Source organism: Anabaenopsis sp. NIES-4685, assembly GCF_059725405.1.
Window position 1 is genome coordinate 628,166 of the sequence record NZ_AP043602.1, and the last position, 26,420, is coordinate 654,585.

Annotated in this window: 4 protein-coding genes (1 of these 4 cut by a window edge); all 4 read right to left on the reverse strand. The window is 43.0% G+C overall.

Translation table 11 applies throughout. The annotated features are described in order from the left end of the window. Positions 1 to 52: 52 nt before the first annotated feature. Tightly spaced (each overlapping or abutting the next), the 4 genes in view from AC6IZ0_RS02870 to AC6IZ0_RS02885 form a layout consistent with a single transcriptional unit that may run on beyond the window. Positions 53 to 1,795, reverse strand: a complete 1,743-nt coding sequence (locus tag AC6IZ0_RS02870; RefSeq protein WP_497725006.1) for a beta strand repeat-containing protein — start codon at positions 1,793 to 1,795, stop codon at positions 53 to 55. Then, on the reverse strand, positions 1,771 to 6,429 hold the full coding sequence (locus AC6IZ0_RS02875) for a PKD domain-containing protein (RefSeq protein ID WP_497725008.1): 4,659 nt from the start codon (positions 6,427 to 6,429) through the stop codon (positions 1,771 to 1,773). Before AC6IZ0_RS02875 ends, AC6IZ0_RS02870 begins: the two co-directional genes overlap by 25 nt. Then, positions 6,413 to 24,751: a LamG-like jellyroll fold domain-containing protein gene (locus AC6IZ0_RS02880; RefSeq protein ID WP_497725009.1), complete on the reverse strand. Its 18,339-nt coding sequence runs from the start codon at positions 24,749 to 24,751 to the stop codon at positions 6,413 to 6,415. The genes AC6IZ0_RS02875 and AC6IZ0_RS02880 overlap by 17 nt, the downstream gene beginning before the upstream one ends. Further along, positions 24,714 to 26,420, reverse strand: the 3' portion of a protein-coding gene (locus AC6IZ0_RS02885; RefSeq protein ID WP_497725011.1) for a DUF4347 domain-containing protein. 885 nt of this gene lie beyond the right edge of the window; only the last 1,707 of its 2,592 coding nucleotides appear in the window; its start codon lies beyond the right edge, outside the window; its stop codon occupies positions 24,714 to 24,716. Before AC6IZ0_RS02885 ends, AC6IZ0_RS02880 begins: the two co-directional genes overlap by 38 nt.

Below are 26,420 nucleotides of genomic sequence, written 5' to 3' on the forward strand. Positions count from 1 at the left end.
TGTCAACGGTCAACGGTCAACCGTCAACCGTCAACCGTCAACAGTTACTTATTCACCCCAGCAAACTAGAGATAAAAGCATTAATTTTGGCTCCCGTGTTTCTCGGTCCTGTGAGTTCACTGGTAAACAGATTAAAGGTAGTTTCTAGAATGGCATTGACGTTAGGATTATTCTTGAGTAACAATGCTTGACGAATTAAGAAAATATCCCCTCCTGTCACTTGACCATTACCATCAACGTCAAAGGCTAATTTGTTGACCCCATTCGCGATCGCACTTCTCAAAGCTGTACCTGTGGTGTTTGTGGCTCCCACAGTTTCAGTGCTAAACAGATTAAAGGAACTTTGCAGAATCGCATCGACGTTAGGATTATTCCGTAACAGCAGATATTGGTCGATCAACAATAAATCAGCACCGGTCACCTTACCATTACCATCAATATCGGCGGCGAGTCCACTTACTGTTGTTACAAAGGTAGTCACAGAACTGGCGCGATCGCTATCCGTAGCAGTGATGGTAACGGTTTGACTTTCATCAGGTCCATTAGTGCTGTTAAAATTCCAACTCCAAGTACCATCTTGATTGGTTGTGATTGCACCCACAGAAGCAGTTAGAGTGACGGTATCATTACCTCTATCACTCCAAGTACCACTGTTAACTGCTGTCTCACCTTTGGAAACAGTAATACTGTTATTATTCACGCTTATTTCTGGGGCGACATTTTCCACCGTGAGGTTAAAGGTAGTCACAGAAGTGGCGCGATCGCTATCCGTAGCAGTGATGGTAACGGTTTGACTTTCATCAGGTCCATTAGTGCTGTTAAAATTCCAACTCCAAGTACCATCTTGATTAGCTGTGATTGCACCCACAGAAGCAGTTAGAGTGACGGTATCATTACCTCTATCACTCCAAATACCGCTGTTAACTGCTGTTACCCCTTCGGAAACAGTAATACTGTTATTATTCACGCTTATTTCTGGGGCGACATTTTCCACCGTGAGGTTAAAGGTAGTCACAGAAGTGGCGTTATCGCTGTCAGTAGCAGTGATGGTGACGGTTTGACTTTCATCAGGTCCATTAGTGCTGTTAAAATTCCAACTCCAAGTACCATCTTGATTAGCTGTGATTGCACCCACAGAAGCAGTTAGGGTGACTATATCATTACCTCTATCACTCCAAATACCGCTGTTAACTGCTGTTACCCCTTCGGAAACAGTAATCCTGTTATTATTCACGCTTATTTCTGGGGCGACATTTTCCACCGTGAGGTTAAAGGTAGTCACAGAAGTGGCGTTATCGCTGTCAGTAGCAGTGATGGTGACGGTTTGACTTTCATTTGGACTATCAATACTGTTAAAATTCCAACTCCAAGTACCATCTTGATTAACAGTCACTGTACCTAGAGAAGCAGTTAGGGTGACGGTATCATTGCCTCTATCACTCCAAATACCGCTGTTAACTGCTGTTACCCCTTCGGAAACAGTAATACTGTTATTATTCACGCTTATTTCTGGGGCGACATTTTCCACCGTGAGGTTAAAGGTAGTTACAGAACTGGCGCGATCGCTGTCAGTAGCAGTGATGGTGACGGTTTGACTTTCATCAGGTCCATCAGTACTGTCAAAATTCCAACTCCAAGTACCATCTTGATTAGCTGTGACAGTACCCACAGAAGCAGTTAGGGTGACTGCATCATTACCCGCATCACTCCAAGTACCGCTGTTAACCGCCGTGTCACCTTTGTAAACAGTGATACTGTTATTATTCACGCCTATTTGTGGGGCGACATTGGACACCACAATATTGAATTGCTCGGTAAGGATGTCCCATCACTATCTGTTACGGTTAGGGATGCCTGATAAATGCCATTATTGGGGTAAGTATATTTGACATCGGCACCCTTTAACTTCTGATTAGAACTTGTATTATTACCAGCAGCAAAATCCCAAACATAATCTAATTCGTTATCTACATCAGTGGCTAAGGCGCTAAAACTGGCTTCCTCTCCCTCATTTAAGCTGGTGGGAACTGTCAGATTGACAATATTGGGTGCCACATTTTCCACCGTGAGGTTAAATCTACTCTCGGAGGTGGCGCGATCGCTATCAGTAGCAGTGATGGTGACGGTTTGAGTCCCATTTTGTCCATCAGTGCTGTCAAAATTCCAACTCCAAGTGCCATCTTCATTAACTGTGACAGTACCCACAGAAGCAGTTAGGGTGACTATATCTTTACCCGCATCAATCCAAGTACCACCGTTAACCGGTGTGTCACCTTCGGAAACAGTGATACTGTTATTATTCACGCTTATTTGTGGGGCGACATTTTCCACCGTGAGGTTAAAGGTAGTCACAGAAGTGGCGCGATCGCTATCAGTAGCAGTGATGGTGACGGTTTGACTTTCATCAGGTCCATCAGTGCTGTTAAAATTCCAACTCCAAGTACCATCATTGGTTGTGACAGTACCCACAGAAGCAGTTAGGGTGACTGCATCATTACCAGCGTCACTCCAAGTACCGCTGTTAACTGCTATTACCCCTTCGGAAACAGTAATAGTGTTATTATTCACGCCTATTTGTGGGGCGACATTTTCCACCGTGAGGTTAAAGGTAGTTTCGGTGGTGGCGTTATCGCTATCAGTAGCAGTGATGGTGACGGTTTGACTTTCATCAGGTCCATCAGTGCTGTTAAAATTCCAAATCCAGGTACCATCTTCATTAACAGTCACTGTACCCACAGAAGCACTTAGAGTGACTATATCATTATCTATATCACTCCAAGTGCCACTGTTAACTACTGCATCACCTTCTTTTGTGATGATGGTGTTATTTTCTATGGATATCTGCGGAGGAAGATTATTCACAGTCACCTCAGTACTTAAGGATGCTCGCCCTCCATCATCATCAGTGACAGTAAAAGTCACTGGATAGATACCATTTTTGGTGTAGGTGTGGTTAATCTTGAATATATTCTCAATTCTTGTACCATCGCCAAAGTCCCAAATATAAGTGTGGGCATCATCGCCAAAATCGATAAAGTCACCTTGAAACTCTATGGTATCTCCCTGATTAATTTCTAGTTGACTGGCATTAATGACTAAGTTTTTGGGAGCACTATTGTTGATAGTTAACAGAATGATATCTTCCAGGATAGTCTCTTCATTAGTATCAGTGGCTCTCACGGTCAAATTATAAAAGCCATTGTCACCAAAACCCAAATCATACAGGGTAAACCAGTCTTTGACCTCCGCAATCAAATTATAGGAATTAGCTCCCTCCTCTAGCAGAGTTACGGTGACACCATCAATTTCTTGTTGTCCATTATTTGCTGCGGGGAGTTGGCTGATATCAATGGTGGTAATCAGAACATCGTCCAAGAGTAATTCCACAAACCTGATTTGGGTGATATCTCCCTTAATATTAGCTTCTAACTTCAAAGGATCACCTTCAGAAATGGGTTCTACTCTGTCAATCATCACGTTGACTGATGGTGTACTACTGGCTGTGAGGCTCCTAGCCCCGGTTTGGGTGTTTAATTGTGGTATGCCTAAGCCTAACCGAATCTTTTCATAACTAACTGCGCCATAGTTTTCCCCTCTGACTTTGATGCTACCAATCAGATTATTAATCAGATTATCAATCTCATTACCATCTGCTCTAAATTCCAGTAGATTGTCTCCGCTATCGCCGTTTAAAATTACATTGGCTCCGGCTTTGATATTTTCGCCGTTGACTCGGAACTTATCGCTACCACTTCCTGTGTTAACCGTAAAGGTATCATTGTCATTGGCACTGTCGAGGAATATTTCGTTATCTCCTGAGCCAGTATTAACAGCTACATGAGATTTGATAGTACTGGCGATGAGGTTGATCCTATTCCCTCCATCCCCTAGGTTAACTGTGGTTCCATCGACTCCAGCCAGGGTGATGGCATTTTGGTTAAAACCAGCGGTGATAGTTTCAATACCTTTGGTATTAACAATTGTCAGTTGGTTTTCCCCTATCCCTGCATCAATGTTACCACCTTTGGCAATAACACCTGAAATTTTGATGTTATCCGCCCCCGCACCACTATTAATAGTCAGGTTAGTGACATTTTCACCATTACGTACATTAATGAAATCGCCATCACCCAGAGAGGAGATAGATACATTACCCTTAGGTTCGACTAAATCAATAGTATTGAAACCTTCTCCGGTGTTAATGTTTAAATTCTGGACTGTAGGGGCATTTTTCTGTTCAACCAAGTCACCCTGACTACCAGTATTAATGGTGAGGGTTTGCAGTTTGTCAAAGGTGACAATGAATTTTTGCGGTTGTGCATCTGGGACAAAATTAAACTTGGTAATACCAAAGTCATTAGCTAGGGGTGGAGCCAGGGGGTTTGTGGATACAACAGCAGAAACATAGGCATCCCCATCATTAGCCACAATATCAGTGGCGGCGGTTAAACTTCTGTTACGAACTATTTGCAGTAGTTGCAGTCTACCAGTATTCTTGTCAATCTCCAGTCCGGGTAGGGTATTGATCTCGCCGCTGGTGACATATAGGAATTGTCGATTATCAGTGCTAGTAATGGTTAAATCTGCTGCTCCCTTAAAGCCCCTGATGCCTGATGTGCCATCCCGCAGGATTTGGATGGGTTGGTAAGTCTGCGTTGTGGTATCTATGACAAGTTTGCCTTCAGCATCCAGTGGAAATACAGCCAGAGTACCAGTGTGGGCGCTCAAGGTATAGATGAACTTATCAGTGACTGCAAGATCACTAATTCCCCTCATGACGTTCCGAACTGTGACATCTGCCCTGGTTAGCCGTTGCACTTCCTGGAGATCCGTGGCATTGAGAACTACTAATTGATTATCTTGACGACTGATGGCATATACTTTGCTACCGTCTGGACTTAATTCAATGGCTGTGACTTCTTTGAGGCTGTCAGTGAGGAAGGCAGGCTGTTGAAGAGTTAGTTTACCAGTTACTGGGTCATGGTGGAAGAGCAATACCCCTGCTTGTCCTGAATTATCAGAATTATTAATGGGGGAAACCCCTGCAAATACCTGGTGATTGACACCTGTAGTTAGGGTGGTAATGGTTTGGGTACCGGTGCCTCTCCAGGAAGCTTCTGGGTTGATGGTGAGTTTACCAGTGTTGGCATCACGGTTAAATACGCTGATGGCTTCCTCGGTGGCTCCTGCTAGATAAACATAATTACCATCGGCGCTAATTGTCACTGCTGTTGACTCATCCAAGCCCTCTATTTGCACAGTGCCATCTTGGAAGATTTGTTCTTGAGTTATATTGCTGGTATTGACGACCACAAGGGCATTGAGTTGGTTGACACCGTAGAGATGTTTGCCGTCGGGACTGATGGTAATATCAGTTAGTCCTGTGGGGCGAATATATACAGCTTCACCATCCTTGAGGTTTTGACCAGATATGGTATTCACTAACCTGGGGTAATTCAAGGCAGCATTAATCAAAATACTATCATCATCGGGAATCAGAGTCGCCCAAATTTGTCCATCACCTAGTCGGGTGAGGGGTGTGCCTCCGGCTAATAAGGGTTTTAAGAAGTCTTGATTGGTTTGATTTAAATCTATGCCCAATTGCGGGTTAAAGATATTCTCCCCGGAGACATTGATAAACAGCAGCATATCAAAGTCCACATTACTGTCTACATCAAAGTAGTTGACGTTGTACTTACCGGGAGCTATATCCACACGGTAAATAGCGGCTAAGGCATCATCGGGAATATCCCCGGCTATGCCTAAATCTGCGATGCTTAAATCCAGTAACCCATGGACATTGGCACCGCCAATGAGATCAGCTATGAAGGGAGTTGCTACGGTATTATCCGTAATGAAGGGATTACTAGCCCGGACGCCGTCGAATTTTTGGATGGGAGCAGTACTCAGTAGTTGACGTGGTTGACCGGGAATTTGATAGTCAAGCTGAATACCAGCGGAACCAGTATGTTCAAATAGCTCCACGCGAATATCATGAATACCAGGACTTAAAGCTATTTGTCCTGATTTTTCTGAAAATCCATGTAACCCCCCATGATCAACTACCAATTGGTTGTTGATATACAGCCTAGAGCCGTCATCACTGCTCAGGAAGAAAGTAACTGTCTCATTCTGGTTATTGCCAGTGTTAATGAGTTCAATTTTACCCGTCCACAATACAGCAAAGTTATCTACGGGGGGATTTTGGAGGTTAAACCCTGAAAAGGGTTGAGTTGTATTACTTTGTTGAACTACCCCTGTGGTTTGAGAAGCTATGGGAGTTAAGGAACTGAAGTTAGGGAAGGTTGTGATGGCACCACCTGTGGTATACAGATTGGCTTGCAGTTTTTCACTGGTAATGTAAACAGGTTGTATAGCTCCTACAGGTTGTATAGCTCCTACAATCTGACCATTATTTCCCTTGCCCACTAATATCTGTTGCCGTCAATCCTGTAATTTGATCAAAATCAAGATGGGCAATTAAACCTGTCTGATTACCTAAATTTCCAGCATTCAATTGCGCTTGATAGTCGGCTTTGATTTGTGCCCCGGTACGGGCAACGCTCCACAGGCGCACCTCGTCAATACTACCATTAAAGTAAGTAGAATCGGTAGAATCGGCGGAATAACCGATAATCACCTGATCTTGCCAATTAAAATCTGACCTAACTTTAGAACCGGAAACCTTTAACTCACCATCAATATAAACTTTTTGTCCCGAGGAACCAATAACATGAGCCACATGGTGCCATCGTCCATCTGCCAAAGTTAACCCTGTAGTTCCGATAACTTCGTTGTTCCAAACACGAACAAAGATGTTGCCGTCCTTAAGATATATATGGCGATCATGACCACCTGAAAGATTACCAGAGACCACGGAAAATAATCCACCGTTAGCCGAGGTAGTTTTGAACCACAACTCATGGGTAATTTCTGTTTCCGGTTCATTTAGGTTAATTTGAACATAATCCCCACCATCAAACAACAGTCCTCTGGTATCGGGAGTACCTACTAATTGACCATTATTGTCAACGGTGTTACCTCCTAAAATCAGTCGTCCGGGTCCACCGTGATTTCCTCCAGGGCTAAAACCGCCATATATGTTGACGGAGGCGTTGTCAACGTCCAGAACCGATGCCATGAGCTTGACTGTGCCCCCAGCGCCGCCACCACCGGCACCACCAGTACCACCGGTACCACCGGTACCTCCAGTACCTCCAGCACCTCCAGAGCCTCCAGTACCTCCCAGGTAGCCGTTTCCATTGTTATTGTCACCACCAGCACCACCAGCACCACCAGCACCACTACTACCACTGGTGCCAGCGGAGCCATTATTACCCCTATTACCATCACCTCCTAGGGATTTGAGTTGTGTGCCATCCTTTGCAGAGATTTTGCCTTGAGCGACAATTTCAAAAGCTCCACCACCGGCACCACCAGCACCACCAGCACCACCGGCACCGCCAGTACCACCAGCACCACCATTACCTCCCTTACCACCAGCACCGCCATTACCACCATACCAAAACCACGATGCAGCAGTACCGCCGGCGCCGCCGCCGCCGCCGCCACCACCACCGCCGGCACCACCAGCACCGCCGCCACCACCAATACCACCAGTACCACCAGTACCACCAGCACCACCAGATATGGTCAAATCAAATTTGTTATTTGTTCCACCAATTCCATTGTTACCATTAGCGCCATTGCCACCATTAGCGCCATTGTTACCATTAGTACCATTGCCACCATTGCCACCATCATTCCTATAACTGCCCGCACCGCCGCCGTTACCACCGCCAGCACCACCACTACCAGCACTACCAGCATCGCCACTATTTCCACTAGTAGTAGGAGCACCGCCCGCACCACCACCGCCGCCGTTACCACCAGCACCACCAGCAGTGCCCGCACCACCAGCAGTGCCCGCACCACCAGCAGTGCCCGCACCACCAGCAGCCCCTGCTGTTACACCATTAGCGGACACATCAAAGGTGACATTTGCACCAATCTCGACATTATTGGTGACAAAGATGGACAGGGGACGACTACCTTGGGCTGTGACTTTCACCCCATCGGGAATTACTAAATCTCCGGTAAATTGGAACTGGGCAATGGTGTTATTACTAATTAACGAAGTGGTATATGGTACTGTTTCTGAGAGTCCGCTAATTTGGAGAGTATCAGTATTGAAACGTATTTCTTGGGAAGCGGTAGGTGTTAAGGTAATTCTTGGTAGATCGTCATTGATGATTGTGCCTATGGCAATATCGGTGGTGATGGCTACACCATGACTGGGATTGGATAGGGTGACGGCAAAATTTTCATCAGGTTCAAAATGAGTATCACCCGTGATGTTAACTGTAATTACCTTGGAGGTTTCCCCAGGGATAAAGGTAAGTATTCCCGATGGGAATTCCCCGCCAAAGTCTGAGGCATCAGCAGGGTTGGCTCCTGTGCGGGTAACAGTCCAGTCAACTGTACTTCTACCTTTAGTGCTACCGGAACGAGCCACGGTGAAGGTAAAGGCTTTGTTACCTGAATTACCTTCCCCTTGTACAGAGTCGGTAGCAGCGATCGCTACGGTTGATTGATGTACATCAATAATTTCCAATCCCCAAGAAACAGCCACATAAGCATAGTCATCAATTATTTCTAAGCTCATGGCTTCACCAGAAGTAGAATAAGCTCCCGTGAAAGTGGGTTTGCTTCGGTCAGCAACATAGATGCTTTCCAATCCCGCCTCAGTACTTATATATACGTAATCTCCCGCTACGTTAATGTTAGAAATCTTGCTAGATGTACTATAGGTTCCTGTTAATGTGGGATTAGAGGGATTGCTGATGTTGATAATCTCCAGTGTGGCATCATCAGCCACATAAGCGTAGTCTCCCACCACCTGTACATGGTCAAATCCGCCGGGCACATTGCGATCACCTGAAATATTGTTCAGGTTAGAGATACTTCTAATTTCCAGTCTTGTATCAGTAGCTAAATAAGCATAATTATTTAATACATCTAAGTCTTTGGTAACTGGGGTAGAAACTGAACCTGTACGTACAATGTTAGAAACATTTTCTATACCTATTACCTCTAGTTCTGGCCCCCAATAAGAAGTGTTAGAAAGATAGCCGGAATTACCTACTATTTCTAGGTTATTCGCCGAACGAGAATCACTGGAATAACTTCCCATCAACTGGGGAGCAGAGCGATCGCTGATGTCTATGATTTGCAGTCCAGCGTCACCGACCAGGTAAGCATAGTTATCTACAAACTCCACATCATAGTAGGCATAATTAGGAGTGGCATCAGGTGCAGATGTAAATTCTGTGACACGATAGGGATTAGAGCGATCGCTGATGTCTATAATCTGGAGTTCTGCACCGACGGCTAAATAAGCATAGTTGGTCGTTATATCGTTAGCCACATAAACATCACGCGCCTCCAGTCCATTGGTATTATATTTACCGATAGTTTTGGGTCGGTTAGGATCACTGATATCGACAATTTTGAGTCCTGATGAACCGGCCATATAGGCATATGTACCCGCTACTTCCACATCATGATAGAAACTATAATCAAAATCTGAATCTGGATTTTGGTATGGATCCGTTGGGGGGAATAGAGGCGGGTATGGATCCGTTGGAGGTAGATATGGGTCTGTATTAGCTAGATTCACAACTGATAATTGTGAACCAAAATTATTCACATGATAAGCATAATCCCCTACCACTTCCAATTCAGTGGCAGACATAGTGGGATAAGACATTACCAACCAAGGATTGGACGGATTACTAATATCAAATTTTTGGATGACAGCATTATCACTGATGTAGGCGTAAGTATCTACTATTTCCAGACTACCAGAACTAGATCCGAAAGTATCATAACCTCCGACTCGTAGAGGATTAGAGGGATTGCTAATATCGATCACGTTTAGTCCCGAACTAGTAAGCAGATAGGCATAGTTACCGGATACTTCCACATCTCTAGCGCCGAAATAATAAATATTATTTTGATTATTTCGATCACTCGGGTCATAAGTAAGTTGGCTGAGGGAAATAGGCTTAGTGGGAGTACTAATATCGATGATTTCCAGTCCGGACTCAGAAACTAGATAAGCATAAGCAGAAAATCCAAAGTCACTTCCCACTACTTCCACATCATACACCTGACTGGAAGTCTGATAATCCACCTTAATTTTGGGCTGTGAGGGAATAGAATCATCAATCTGGATAATTTGTAGTCCGGCATCATAACCTACATAAGCATAACCGTTTAGTACCTTAACGTCGGTATAATAATTTGCGTAATTTCCGGCTGATACTTCTAAAGACTCCCTACTAAAGGTTCTATGACTGCCTGCGAAGGAGGGTTGAGAGGGATTATTTACATCAACGATTTGTAGTCCCAAATCACTGACGATGTATGTGTAATTGTCTCTTACCTTGACATCATAGGCTGTAACTGGGGTATAGTGACTGCTCAACAGGACTGGGTTAGAGGTGTTAGTCACATCGAGGATTTGTAATCCCAAATCACCAACAATATAACCGTAGTTACCCACGACTTCTATATCACCTGCTGCCGATGTGGGAGTTTCATAAACAGCGATCAACTGGAGGTTGTCAAGATCCCTAATATTAATAACTTCCAGTTGTAAATCACCCCTTATATAGGCGTAGTCCCCCATTACTTTGACAACATTGATGGGAAAAGCAGTTTCATAGGTCGCCTTAACTTGCAAATCAGTGGGATCACTAATATTAATGACTTGTAATCTCGCATCATTACTTATGTATGCGTAGTCACCCACTACTTGTACACGGGATGCAGTGGTATTATAACCCCCGACCCGGGTAGGTTCAGCCGGATTGCTGATGTCGATGACCTGCAATCCGGCATCATTAATCAGATAAGCATAATTATCTACTACTTGTATATCCTGAATACTCCCAGAATCGTAAATACTCCCAGAATCGTACCAACCTATTTCTCCTATTTCTTTGACGTTATAGGGACGGGTAATATCCAGAATTTCCACTCCGGAATCAGAAAGTATATAAGCATAGTTGCCCACCACTTCCACATCTGTAAAACTAGTGAAACTAAAATTACCTGTACCTGTAAGTATGGGCTGAGAAGGATTTCTAATGTCAATGATTTGTAGTCCTATTTGTCCATTATTCCCACCTTGATCAATGAGGTAGGCATAGTTACCGGATACTTCCACATCACGGGCATTGAAAGTATAATAATTAACTGTCAGAGTAGGTTGGGATGGGTCACTAATATTAATGATCTGCAGTCCGACATCATTAGCTATATATGCATAGTCCCCTTGTATCTCCACATCATGGGCGGTAATAGAATTATAGGAATTACCAATAATGGGAGATGGTATTTGCACAAGATTCAAGTTGATATTGCCTGTGGCATCCCCTGAGCCATCAACTGCTATGTGGTAAGTAGTTCCAGGTATGGGAGTAAAGGTAACTTCACTGGTTTTAGAGTTTCTCAGATTATCATTTGCAGCCACTAAACTCAGGGCATTCACGGCATCACCAGTAAACACTGCCAGAAGAGTATCAAAGTCACTGCCATGGGTGTCTATAGTGACTGTATCGGCAGATGGTGCTGTCCAACGCCACCAAGCAGAATTAATCGTGCCGCCTGAGGTATGTGTAGGTTCTCCTGTTTCCCCCGTAAATTCTATATTAATGCCGTTCAAAGCAACACTGGAGCCATTGACGGTAATACTATTGGCAAAGTCATCGTTAGAAGCGGAATTGTTGAATTGCGCCTGACTGAGAATGTTTTCCCCTGAGGCGACGGTGACATGATTACCATCAATAGTTATGGCAGAGCGTAGGGCTAATTCCTCAATAATCAGTTCATCCTGATCATCTTTCCCGCCCAGAAAATCGATGTGTGTGAAATTATTAATGAATAATAATTCCTGACCATTACCTATTAATTGGTCTTCCTGCAATTTCCACTCCACAGGATCACTGTAGTTGCTGATATCTGCGCTGAGTTTTTCGACACTTTCTAGAATTAGCTGATCATCATCTAACAAGCTACTGGTGTCTATATCCCTTGGGTTTTCTTTAATGTCTAGTCTGAGGCTATCTTCTCCCATACCGCCGGTGAGTGTCACCTGGGTAAACCCACCATTAGCTAAACCAAAATTCCGATTACCAGCCACAAATTCTGAGAGGAAGACATCATCCCCAGGTCCACCAACAATGGATAATTTCGATTGTGATTCAAAATCGTAATAGATTTTATCCCCATTGCTGTCACCCCCAACGATATATTCAATAAACGCGCCTTGGGCATCGGTTCTAAATCCAAATAGCTCGCTGGCAAATGTCCCTTGAATCACAACACTATCTGTAGTGCCGTCATTGCCAGTATCTTGAATCCAGATTTGACTATCAACACCAGAGGTAGTATCGGATAACTGGATATTATAGCGATCGCCTACATTCTTACCATCTAATACTACTTGTGGCAAGTGGTTGCCCACCCAGAAAGTGTTTTGACGATCACCACCGGTCAGTTCTATTCTTTCAAAGATATCCTGGATATTTTCCGTTTCACCGACACCTAAAGTACCATTAGCATTGACTATACCAATGTGCAGTTGGTCAGCATTCAAGAAGAAATCAGTATTACGCTCCTCCTTCAGGGTATCTATCTTACGATCTTCATTTACTGAGTGGTCTCTATGTTGGAATCTATCCACACCTTCACCACCGGTAATGGTATCTGCTCCGAGTCCACCAATGATAGTTTCTGCAAACTGGGAACCTATGAGAATATCATCACCTTCACCACCCAACAAACGTAAGTCTGTGGTTAATAAGGTAGTGATTTCACTGGCATTAATGGTATCGTTACCACCTGCGCCGTCCACAATTACTGTATCCGGGGCTTTATTAACATTAGGACTACCCAGGTAAGTGATATTAAAGTTTAACCCAGCCTCCTGTTCAATGCGGAGAATATTGATAGTTTTGTCTGTATCCGCATCTTTTTCTCTTGGGGTGGAGAGTCTGAAGACATCCCCATTTTCACCACCTAAGATGGTGATTTTATCTGATGAGTTATCAGGTTCCTTGACAAAAACATTAAATAACTCTTCCTTAACATCACCTTCCCGGTACTGGACATCGCGCAACACCAAACGGCGACCACTGGCATCCTGATCTAAAATTAACCAAGTTTCTTCGGTGTCTTGAGAATTACGAACTTGAAGAGTTTCTTCTGTTTCCTCGATGATTTCATAACTTGCATCCTGGAGAACTAAACGACGACTGCCTGGTGTTCCCTCTGGTTCTTTGTATAAAATCTGCCAAATTTCTTCTTTACCCTCAGATGTGAGAACTTTGAGGATATCCTCTGTTTCCTCTAGGACAGTCCAAGGATTATTTTCAGCTTCTAAATCAACCCATTTTTGGAAGGGAACCAAAGTATATTTTCTGCCTTGGTTATCTACCTTGATTTCCATCCATTCTTTGAAGGTGACAATGGTATCTTCTTTATATTTATCTAGTGTATCCAGAAGATTATCGTTATCTGTATCAACCCAGACAGCACGGCGTTGTGTAACTACCTGTTGACTAATGCCACTGGACAAATCTACATTTCTCACAGATGTACCACTGAGATTATTAATTATAATCTCATCTGCCCCTTTGCCAGTGTCGATGTTGACCCCTTCCACACCGGTGACAATCAAATTGGTGACAATCAAATTATTGCGATTCCAATTAACTGCTATATCTACACCGGAGGCGCTGAGGGTGACCATATCGGGTGTGCTAGTGTCCACGATATTGTTCTGTTCATCCCGGGTGAAGCCTGAGAAATTAATGGTATCTTCCTGACCATCACCGCCATCTAAAACATCAGTACCCTCAACCCATTCTAAGGTATCTCTGCCTGCTTCTCCATACAGTTGATCATTACCCACACCTCCTGCTAGGTAATCATCACCGCCACCGGCGCGAATTACATCATCACCAGTTCCGCCCAGCAAAATATCATTACCTTCGCCACCATTAATCTCATCATTACCCGCACCACCGTCGATCCAGTCCTTCCCATCACCGCCGGTCAGGATGTCATTATCCTCATTGCCCTGGATATTATCATCACCTGCACCGCCATCAATGGTGTCATTACCTTGATTGCCGATGAGGATATCGTTACCATCTCCACCTTTAATATTGTCATCGCCAGTGCTACCGATGATGATATCATTGCCACTTTCTCCCTCTAGGGTGATAGTGGGGGTGATAGTTGCCCGTGTTTCTGGTCCAGTAACTGTAATTCTATCATTGCCGGCACCGCCCTTGACGGAGATAGAGGGATTTGCACTCTTGTAAGTAAGATTTTTATAAAGGATATCAACAGTGTCATTACCATCCCCGGCTTCAATGGTGATATTGCCGTCAATATTATCCCCTAAGATCAGGTCATTACCCTGTTGACCCCTAATAGTGACATTGCCAGTGATGTCAGTGATCATAATCTTGTCATCACCACTGCCAGCATCAATATCAATGGTGATGTTTTTATCTTTTAACCCACTGACTGTATAGGTGTCATTTTGACTAGTACCGATCGCCCGAATTTGACTGACATCTGCCAGTTTAAAGTATTCGGTAATATTATTACCCCTAACTCTAATCCACTCACCAGCTTTATAGATATCCACATCTCGCTGGAGCAGGGACACATCATATACCACTGGGGTATCCGTGGGCTGACTGGTGGCACCCGAAGGTAAATAACGCAGTGTCAGCACGCCGTTTTGTAAATCACCGGCAGTGGCAGGAATAGGATCGGGGAAACTATAGTTATAGGAAGCTAATACCTGATCAACAAAACGTTGGCGTTTTTCATACAGTGTTTTTTCCCACCCAAAAATCCTAATTCCTACCCATAGGAAGGCTTCTAAGAATACCCGCAGTTCTCCTTCAGAATCAAACAAGGCTAATGGACTTTGGGAGAGGCGCTCATAAATTTCATCAATGAATAATTTGCCATCTTCAAGTCCAAAGTTGGGGCTATTCCTGTTCTGCTCCTTGATATCATTGAGGTTGAAGTTAATGGCTGCCGACACACCTCCCGATATTCCTGCTTCCACCAATCCACTCAGCCCCAGGGATGTCCCCGCCTGAATTGTTAGACCTAATGTAACCTCAGGTTTATCAAAATTATTACTATCCCAATCTTCAACATAGAACCCTTCCAGGATGCGGGGAACCCCTGATAGAGAAAACTCTTCCTCTTCGGCCCATTTTCTGATGCCGGAAGAATCAAAACCGAAGCTAAAATCTGTTGCGGCTGAAACACTACCACTAAGGAAGGCATTTAAACCAGGGAATACCGGGAAAGATTGAGTATACCCAAAGTTCAGGTCTAAATTCGGCATTTGATAGCGGAATAGGGTCGCATCTCTACCGGTTAACAACCCTAGTATGGAAGCGGGATTAGTGAGGAGTGGGAACTCAATGGAGCCTTTAGTAGTGCCGATTTGCTTAGTAAAGTTGGAGGCTTTAGTTGATGTTTTGGTTTGGTCTTGTAAGTTGGGTGCTTGCTTCCCTGCTACACTACTATCTACTGTACTTTGCTTATCTTTGAGTAGAGAGTTACTCAGGGTAAAGTCACCAAAATCAATGATGATACTTTCGGTTTTTGCCGCATTGACTGTATTTACAAAGTCTCCAAACTGGATGATGGCATTTAGGGCTTTCTCCACAGCCTGGAACTTAGCGGAAGGGAGTTTGATGCGGGCTAAATCTAAAATCCTTAAATCATCGATGCCTAAATTGATGGGCTTGGTGAGGAATTTAGCCACATCCACCACTGGGTTAATGAAGGGTGTGATATTATCCACAATTGGCCCTGCTAACCCTGCGAGGAAAGTACCTAAATCTAGTTTGACATCTTCAAATACTACAATGGGGGAGCCGCCAAAGGTGTTAGTATCTGTGGCAGCAGTACTGGCATTGACAAACACCTGATCATAACGGATGTTGGTGGTAATCCTCGGTAGGCTGACGGTGTTACTGGTGGGAACCATGACAGTGGCGGCTAGGTCAATGTCTGCCTCTGCCCGTAATGTTCCCACTAAAGTCTCTCTGATTTTACCAATCTGGGTAATTTTCAATCTACCGTTATCGTTACCATCGGTATCTCTGATATCCAGCCCCAGACTTCCATAGAAACCACTGTTACGCGTATCATTATCTTGAGATGAACCCTCATCAATTTCCTCAATTTTCACCTGCAGGAATCCCAGGGTGGCTACGGCACTAAATTCATTGCTCAGGGTAGCATTGAGTTGGATGGCAAATTCTTCCCCGGTGTTTACTAATGCGCCAGTGGGACCCTTTTCTACCGCGCCAGTGGTATCCACAAAGAACCCATCCTTGGTACTAAAACCAAAGCCAAAGTTAGCTGTATACAACAAATCAATGTTGATTTTAGAACCTGGATCAATTTGTAGTCCTAAGCCGGGAATGGAGGCATCAAAGTCAATGGGTAGGCTAAATTTCCCCAGACTTCCCGATAGGGGTAGGTTAAAGGTAATGGTGTCTTTATTTAAGGATAAGGGCACATCTAGGGCGTTGATTACCCCATCCTTATTGATATCGGTTAAATCATCCTTTAAATAATCCCCTAAAACACCGTAGAGTCCCTCTTGGATGATTTCTACTGTGGTTGTTTTGTCTTGTTTGATGGGGGCTTGATTACCCAATTGCTCAAAGGTAACTTGCCATGGGTTTTGTGCGGTTCCTGCCCCAGTAACAGTAACGTTGGTGATCTGATCAAGTATGTTTTCTAGGTCACGGGCAGTGGCACTAGTGTTAATTAGTATTGTAGATTTGTTATTCCATGCCAGTTGGAAGGTGCCACTAATGTCATCTCTGTAGATTGTCTGTACTTCTTTAGTCTGATCATCACCCTCTGTCAGGGTTTCAATGGTTAATTTTGGTGACTGTAACTGGCGACGGAAACTGGTGGGGGCTTGGGCAGTGCCTAAGAGGTCGTTTTTAACATCTTGGAAGAAGGTAATATTACTACCTAATTTATCACCAATCAGGGGAATAGGTACGTTGGCGGCGGCTTGTACTCCGTCGTGTAGAGTATCAAATAGGAATTCTAGCCCCTTGATAATGTTTTCTGGATCGTTGAGTAGGGCAAATAAATCGGCGGTGGAAACTAGGTCGGGTACGGAGGTTTTGATTTGGGACATACCGCCGGGTTCAAAGACGGCATCTAATGCCAGTACGTTATCCGCAATGCCATCAAAATCAGTGTCGTCTGTGGTTCCTCCCATGGGGTAGTTAGCAGTGGGGAAGTATAATGGCAATTGGATATCTACAAAACCGTCTGCTTCAAAGTCGGTATTAGAGGAGTTGAGGTCTTTGAGTAGGTAGCGATCCTCTGGACTGTCAGCTAGTTTTAAGTCTGCCACTAAATCAATATTAACTAGGCCATCTTTGACCCAGAAGCCCACAGGCTCCTGTAAGCCGATATCTAGGGCAACGTTAAAGTCTAAGGGTTGTAGGGTTTTAACTACAATGTCAAAGTTAAAGTTAGTGGTGTCGTGGACATACAGTTCTGGATCTAGAATATCCGTGAGGTCAAAATCTAAGCCTAGGTACAGGGAACCCACGGCATCAATATACACTTCCCCGGAGGCTCCGGCATCAAAGCCTAAATTGGTGGCGCTCCCTACTAAAGATTTGACAGCTTCCGGCACTCCTTCATAGTTGACTAAATCTTGGAGATTCAGGTTAAAGGCTTGCTGGGTTTCTACATCTATGCCTTGAATATTTAATTCAAATGTGAAGGAGGAGTTTCTGTAGGCTATACCGATGATTTTTTCGCTGTCAAACTGGGCGAGAATGTTGCGATCGCTAATTAATTCCTCTAGGTTTACCTGATCAATTAAAGTCAGGGCGATATCTGCATCAGTGGAGTCGGCTGTTAAATTTTTCGCTCTCAGACGCTCAACGGCAACACTGGCTTCTTCCTCAGTCAAGACAAAGTTAATTTGCAGTAAATCCCGATCTTGTCGTAGTCCAGTTGTTAGTTCTGCATCACTCAGGGCAGCCAATAAACTGTCATCAGTGGCATTGGCACTGATACCTTTAGCTTCTAGGCGACTGAGGGCATCTTTCCACTCTTGACTTGCCCCTAATAATGCATCCCGATGGGCTTTAGCCTCTTCAATTAAACTGCTCTGATCTAGTGCGCCCGACACATCCTCCTCAGTAGAGTCTGCACTTAACCCTAACTGACTCAACACCCCTTCTGCTGCCTTCAGGGCAATATCATACAGTTCTCCCAGTTCTGTTTGGAGTTCCTCCATTCCCTCCAGGTTGCCTTTTACGAAGTCTAACACCATGGAGTACATATCACTCTCTACAGATAAATCAAATGAAGCTTCGATTTCTGCATCTGTGGCAGTACTGCTTAAACCCGCCTGCTGTAACCAGGCGAGGGCTGAAGATAAGGTTTCATCACTGGCGACAAAATCGCGATCGCTCTTGAAGGATGCCAATTCATCGGGGTTGACACCTACAGCATTAATATCATTATCGGTGGCATTGCGATCTAGACCATACTCAGCTAATCGATCATAGGCTGCCACCACATTTCGGTCATCACTGATGGTTTGAAAGTCATCAGCAGAGTCTCTGCGTGCTAAGGCAATGGCTAAATCCCCATCAGTGGATTGGCCATCTAGGTCAAAGTCAACGGCAGTCAGGCTCTTATAGGCAGCACTTACCTCCGCAGGGTTGAAGGATAATCCTAGATTTAGAGCCTCACTAATTTTTTGATTCAAGTCTATTTCTAGGTTTTGGACATCACTCAAACCTTGTTGAACCGTATTCACCGCTTGAACAATGGTGGTAATGATATCCGTGGAGCCAGAACCGAGTATTTGAGCGGCGCTCTTGTCAATTACTGGGATTTTTTCATGTAGGATTGCATCCTCTGAGTAGGTGTATTCATACCCAATCACTTCCCCCTGATCATTCTTAATCTCAGTTTCTGTCCCGCCCCCAATTTGTAACAAGGTGGACTTCAATCCTTCCAGTAAGGCATCTAAGGAAATCTCCTTCATTGACACCAGTTCTGTGAGATTTTCCACGCTACTGAACATGGGAATAGTACTAAAGAAGCCGCCCAGGGTAACATCATCACCAGGGGGTAAGGGATTAGCCTCTGTATTAAAGGAAGCGCGGATGCGGGCTGGATTTTCTTCGTTGTTTAACCCGGCTAAAGCTCCCATGAGTTTAATGGGTAAATCAATTGCGTAGGTACTATCGGGGTTTAGTTTAGGAGAGCCTAAGACTAACCCGTTCAAGTCTTCTACATAGTGACGACCTTCCGCCCCTAGGGAAATGCCAGTATTAAATGAAATATTGCCATCGTCAATGCCAATACCGAATGGTCCAATATTTAGGGATAAATCAAACAGTTCATCATGATCCAGTTGCAAATCTCCCCGCAGGGTGGGATCTTGAATGTAGAATTTACCACTACTATCTAAACCAAAGACAAATTCAAAGTTTAAGTCTCCGCTTAAGATAATGGGTGTTGACTGTTGCACATTAATAGGCAGGTCAAAGCCTAAATCCTTTAAGAAGGAATTGGAGAAATCCAGCTTTACATCTTGCTCAAAATCCGCTATTGCCAAACTGGCTTTAAATTCTTTCAGTTCGTTGGAAACCGTGGGACTGATGACATCTAAGGCGTATAAGTCTGCGGTGCTGACTTCTTCCTTGCTGTTAAAGATATCAGCAATTTCATCCCTCACTGCGATGCTGATTTTATCAGTAAATGTTTCTCCTGTAGCAGACCACAGACTATCTAGCACTGAGTCTATGAAGGGAATTTGTCCCACTGGTCCAACTATTTTTTCCTGTAGGATATCACCATAGTTGGCAGCCCAATCAGCAAAGCTATTTAAACCGCTTAACAGTTTTTCCTCATCGGACTGTTGGGCTCCTTGCACATTACCATTTACTGAACTCAGCCCTATGGGGTTACTCACTTCCCACTCAGGAATTGTTCCCCTCATCCCAGTGCTGAGGTAAATATTCATTAACTGTGTGGTATCCCCTTCAATATCTGGTAATCCCAAAACATGACCGATTTCGTGCATCACCACTGTTAGGAGGTCAAAACTGCCGTAGGCTGGACTATCCAGATTTGCCCTTAATAAATTATTACTACTATTACCACTAAATTCACTGTCTTCTGTAGGGGTAGAATCTAGGAACCAACCTATACCCGATGCATTGGTATCTATATACACTATATTACCCGTGGTTCTCCCCAGGACACCTTCCGGTAAGTCCGTCAAAATAAAGGTGACATCCTTGTTTAAATTCAGGGGATTATTTTGAGCCAGGGGTGATGCGTTCCAGCGCTGGATAGCCTCCTCAATAATGGGGTTCAGCTGATTGTAGGTAATGGCATTTGTTTCCTTCCCTATGGATAACCCCACGTTACCGCTATCAGATGAAGTATTTCCCGCCACCAGAAGCTGACCGCCTGCTACCAACGCTGTGGTAAGTTTAAAATTACTTTCCTTGTCCTTAATAGTCACGCCCGCATTGTTTGTGAAGTTCTCCGGGTTTCCTTGGACTTTTTCAAACTTACCGTAGACAGTTAATTTTACTGTTTTATCTTCTCCATTTACGTTTACTGTTGCTGTGTACTCGGATTTTTCTTGAGTACCTTTTACTGTTATTTTGCCACTAAAGCCACTAAAATCTATGATATCCTTCTCGCCGGCATATACTATATCATTGCCGCCCCAATTATCATCATTGAAAATGAATTTATTTGGTTTAATATCACCAATTAAAATATCGTTGCCCTGTCCACCACCAATATTTTCAATATTTCTTAATGTATGCTTATCTTCAGTACCGGTAGCATTTATATCCTTTGCTATCCCTTGAGATAAATCAATCACCAAGCCCTGAGTATCATCCCTAAAGATAACAGTATCTTCTCCACCCAACCCGTCAACGGTGTCATAGCCCCCTTGACCCAAAATAAACGTGTCAGCTGCCAATTCCTTAATTTGTTTTTGAATAATGTCATCGTCATCTTTTTCATCCGACTGCCATATAGAGATCAAATCTGTTGAGTCTTTCCCTATAAGGTTATCATTTCCTTTACTACCAACAATTGTACTGACGGCGGCGACAGCAGTTTGAAACCACAACAACGGATCAGTAGAGCTAATAGGACTAGACCCGCCAAAAGCTGTAGCCAGGTTATTAATTATGTCAATGAACTCGGACCGTCCACTGCCAGAAACAGATTGAGCTGTACCATACTGATAAGCTAAAACCGGTAAGCCTGCCGCGGGCAATCCTGGGAAAGTTTGGATATTAGGTCCAGCACCAATATCGGCCTTGACTCCATCCCCATCAAATTCTGAATAGTCTAAAACTATACTGCCACCAGGTCCGGCATTGACATATCCACCTAACAGATTTTCCCCTAGTAGTCCTTCTGGACTGCCTATAAATTTAATCGTAGTTGTCCCTCTGCTACCAATAATGTTTTCAATGTCATTGGCAAAAAGATAACTATTGGTTATTGGTCCTAAGTTTGTTCCCAATGTTCCAGTCAGACCTGGGATAAAATTCTCTGCCTCAACTATTACTGTATTAGTGATGCCTCCACCATTTGTAACCTGAATGTTAACATTCCCCCTAAGAGCCGAGAAATCAAGGGTATCTCCTCCCAGAACTTTATAAGGATCGGGAATTTCAAGAATGGCAGCACCTCCCCACGGCCCTTTAAATTTATATGTATCTCCACCTGTCAGTCCGATTAAAGCATGAACGCCAAAATTCAATTGTGAACTTATGGAGGAAACAATGCTTTTGACAATATCTGTTTTGGACTTGGGCCAAGACAAACTAATAGGATTACCAATTGAAAACTGATTACCACCCCACCCCTTCAAAAGACCATCAATAAAAGTCCACGTCCTAGAGTTCCAATCGTCACCGGCTAGGGGGTTCATAATATCAGTTCCAACTAAAATATTTACACCCCTGCCAAAGTTGATATTGTCAATATTTTGAAATTTGCCAACTGATAATCCTGGTAATCGAGGATTAGTTAGAGTAGTTAGTACCTCTAGTTTCTCCAGTATATTTATTTTACTGGCAAGAGCACCAATACCAATACCAGCACCAACACCAACACCAACACCAACACCAACACCACCACCAGTTCCAGAATTAATTCCACCTGTTGTCTGACCTATCCCATACCCCGCCAGCAATCCTAATCCCGCGATCGTACCTGGACCAATAGTGCCTAAAGAGCCTATTGAACCCAACGCCCTCCCAAAATTCTTAACTCCACTGATATCAATTGTATTAACTCCACTGATATCAATTGTATTAACTACACTGAGGTTAGGCAAAAAGTCTAAACTAGCCAAAGAGTCCGCTCGCTTCAAAAGATTTGTAAGTGTAATCTCCCCGTCAAAGACTATACTTGCTATGGAATTTACAAAACCACCACTGCCTGCACCACCTAAACGATTTTCACCACCTAAACGATTGCCTTCACCACCTATTAATTTACCCTTAAACTCTTGACCACTTTTTTGAACACTAGCATCCATGGTAAAAGTATTGGCATTACGTCCACCATAAATAGTGGTTCTTTCTCCCACATGGGTAAAGACAATTTCACTGAAATCAATAGTTAGGAAGCTAGGTCCGTAAACTGGAATTTCTGCATTGGCAGTGCGTTTAACAGTGAGTTGCACATGACCATCAACATATTCAAAAACAAACTGCAATTCTTTGGTTACTTGCCGAAAATCAATTACCAACTCACGGTTGGCGAACATATGCCTAGTATCAATCTCTAACCTTTGGTTACGATTCACACGCGCTGTCACCAGGTCATTTCCGAATGGGAGGAATCTGTCCAAGACCCCTAAATACCTATTCCCCTGCACTCCCCAGTTATTACCAAATAGGAAATGACTATCTACATCAGCAGCAACAATGCCGGAGATATTTTTGAAGCTGTCTGAACCGACGGACACTGAGTTTTTAAACAACAAGTTGTCTGGTTGTTGTTCCTCTTGTGGTGCTCCCCCTTTGGGTTCGACTTTAAGACTAACACTACCTGAAGAACTCTTCCAACCCTTGAGGCTGGCCTGAGCAGTTTTTAAGTATTCGTCTATATTTCTGTTGCTATCATAATCACCAGCTATTAATTTGCCATCACTGAGAATATAGGCGAATTTATTGTCATCAACGACACCAGAGAAATTTAAAGTGTTTACGTCTCTCTTTTGTTCAGTTACCTGATCATGACCCCAACCACTGGTAAAGACATATTTGTCTTTACCATCACCACCATTTAAAGTGTCATTACCAGCACCACCATTTAAAGTGTCATTATCAGCACCACCATCTAGAGTGTCATTATTAGCACCACCATCTAGAGTGTCATTATTAGCACCACCATTTAAAGTGTCATTATTAGCACCACCATTTAGAATGTCATTACCATCACCACCATTTAAAGTGTCATTAGCAGCACCACCATCTAGAATGTCAATACCATCACCACCATCTAGAATGTCATTACCAGCACCACCATCTAGAATGTCATTATTTGGACTGCCAATAATTTTTTGAATACTAGGAATAGGACTGGTGGTTCCCGTCGCAGAACTGGCAGGGATAGAGATAACATTGCCTTGCTGATCGACAACCTCAAATTTAACGTCTGTTATCTGTGCACCATCCTGAGCAAGAGGACTAATTGTGATGATCCACGGCTTAGTTATACTTCCTAACCCCGTAACGCTGACCTGATATTGATTATTGCCTAGGCTGGTTAGAATTTGATTTGTTATTTCATTATTATAATTAGGATTTTGACCGAGTTGAGCAATAGTAGGATTATGATTATTCCTAGTTAATACTATCCTCGCATTTTGACCCTCTACAGATTCGGGACGAGTAACCCGCCATTGGGAGGGAAGAGCATGTTGAATAGGACTTTTTAGCTCTGTAGAGAAGACATTATTATCATTATCAACAATTGAAAAGCTACCACCTTCGGGTATATTGGAGATTGTCCAGGCGTAACCGTTGTCACCATGTGTCTGTACTGCTACTCCCGCCAATCCGTTAATCTTTCTCAGTTCTGCTTGTAAAGATGATTGATTAACATTGTAGTCTATCTCTGCGGTGTCAGAGCGTAATCCATCATTGTTCCTATAGGTTAATTTAAACTTACCGGAATTCCCGTTATAGGATACTGTTTGGGATCTGTTATCAGGTTCAGTTATCTTGAAGGCAGTAATTGAAAAGCTACCACCTTCGGGTATATTGGAGATTATCCAGGCGTAACCGTTGTCACCATGTTCCTGTACTGCTACTCGCTCCAATCCCTCAATCTTTCTCAGTTCTGCTTGTAAAGATGATTGATTAACATTGTAGTCTATCTCTGCGGTGTCAGAGGTTGATCCATTATTGTTCCTATAGGTTAATTTAAACTTACCGGCAGTCCCGTTATGGGATACTTCTTGGGATCCGTTATCAAGTGGAGTTATATTGATGGTACTTAGAAATTTCAATTCATAGTCAGGTATGAATTCATTAGCGGAGGCGTTACGGGGAATCGTGATCCTCCATGGTCTCGTTGCCACTGGTCTTTATCTCGCTAAAATTACCGCTTATTCCGAATGCTCCGGCTATTGTTGCTTTATATCTATCCATTGTTTGACCACGTCTAAACTCTACTTGGTCTTTGGATTTTAAAGTAAATTGGTCTACGCCATCTGGTAGTGAGACATCAAGAATAAAATACGGACTTTCAGATAGTAAGGGTTCTGTTTTGACTGAGGATATTATGGGTGCTGGCTGGTCTCCTAAATTAACCTGAACACCCGTTGGATATTTGTCATAATCAAAATTGTTTGTAGGATTTGGTAGATTTGGAGGATTTTCAATAATTACAGGTAAATATTGATTATTACCTTGTGGCTCGAAGTAATAATTATTTGTTATCCTCCCACCAATAATTCTGGTAATGTTCTCAGCAGTTATTGCTCTAATTCCCGTAATTTCCGTGTTCCAAAGTATGACCTTATTGCTATTCGCATTATTGCTGCTCCCATTCTGAATAGCAATATTTATCTCTGTATTAATATTGCTTAAATCAAGTATTGATTGATTTTGTTCTCTATTTTGGATTTCTGGATTTTTTATCCTCAGCGTAATGGCATCTCTATTACTATTACTTAGAATATTACGTATAGTATACGTATTAGTACCTTGTCCACCTCTTATTATTTCAACATTAGTAACAGGTTGATTTTGACCGTTTACTTGATTGTTACCAGATGTAACTGTATTGTTACCAGATGTAACTGTAAAACCTAAGATGTTATTATTATTGATATCAAAATTTAAATTTTGATTTACTCCCGTAAAGTCCAGGGTATCCTGGCCTTGATTAGGTTCTTCTACAACCGTATCTTGACCCCAATTATTCTTAAAAATATATGTGTCATTTTCAGCACCACCATTTAGAGTGTCATTACCATCACCACCATTTAGAGTGTCATTACCAACACCACCAGTTAAAGTGTCATTACCAGAATTACCATTTAAAGTGTCATTACCAGAATTACCATTTAAAGTGTCATTACCAGAATTACCATTTAAAGTGTCATTACCAGAATTACCGTTAAAAGTATATTGAATATTAGAATCAAACACAGAATCTGGATCTAATTTAAAACTTATAGTCTCACTTCGACTTCCCCCAGTTATGTTGCTGATATTCTGAAAGCCTTTACCCACGCCGTTACCCACTAGGTTACTAGCAGTCCCTTGTTTATCACCTGTAAAAGTAATAGTTTGTGGCTGATTTCCAGCATATTGAATTGTGTTGTTACCACCACCACCATTTAAAACACCATCTAACTTTCCTGTTTGTGAAAAAATGAATGTATCATCGCCATTGCTACCAGTGAGGTTCTTAATATTTTTAAAAGTAAATTGTTTATCGTTCAATTCGACTTTAACTTCATTTATTCCACTAATCAGAACCGTACCATCCGGAGGTATATTCAGGGTGTTGTTATTTTGAGATTCACCGATGAAATTGTAGATATCTGCAACCGCAAATCTATGTTTATTGTTGACTACTTCAATACCCTGTGCATTTATGCTAAAAGTCTGATCCCCCGCAGTTGATCGAAATATTATCTCTGAGCTTAGATCATTATTTCCAGTTAAATTGGTTAACTGTTCAGTACTAATACTCAATCCCCGGTTTTTATTATCCACTGTAAGGAGTTGTTGAAAATA